We start from the raw sequence: 333 nt of genomic DNA on the forward strand, positions 1-333 counted from the left end.
ATCCAGGTCGACGCCACCGGCGCTAACGTTACGACCGGCGGCACCGGCCTGCTCTCCAGCTACATGGAATACAAGCTGGCGACCAACGGTTCGACGGTCACGACCGGCTACAGCGTGCTGTCGATGGACATCACCAACATGACCACCGGTGCTCTGGCAGAAGCCATCTCGGGCGTTGACGCAACGCTGCTGCAGATGACCGACGCCGCTTCCGACCTCGGTGCGCTCAACAGCCGCGTCGAGCTGCAGAAGAACTTCGTTCAGGACCTCTCGGACTCGATCGAGAAGGGCATCGGCAAGCTCGTCGACGCTGACATGAACGAAGAGTCGACC

At 61.9% G+C, this 333-nt stretch carries 1 protein-coding gene; it reads left to right on the top strand.

Translation table 11 applies throughout. The annotated features are described in order from the left end of the window. A partial coding sequence (locus ACTJKE_RS36610) for a flagellin (RefSeq protein WP_440661900.1) occupies positions 1-333 on the top strand: 333 nt, incomplete at both ends.

Origin of the sequence: Ensifer sp. 22521, from assembly GCF_052044795.1 — a bacterium.
Lineage (GTDB): Bacteria > Pseudomonadota > Alphaproteobacteria > Rhizobiales > Rhizobiaceae > Ensifer.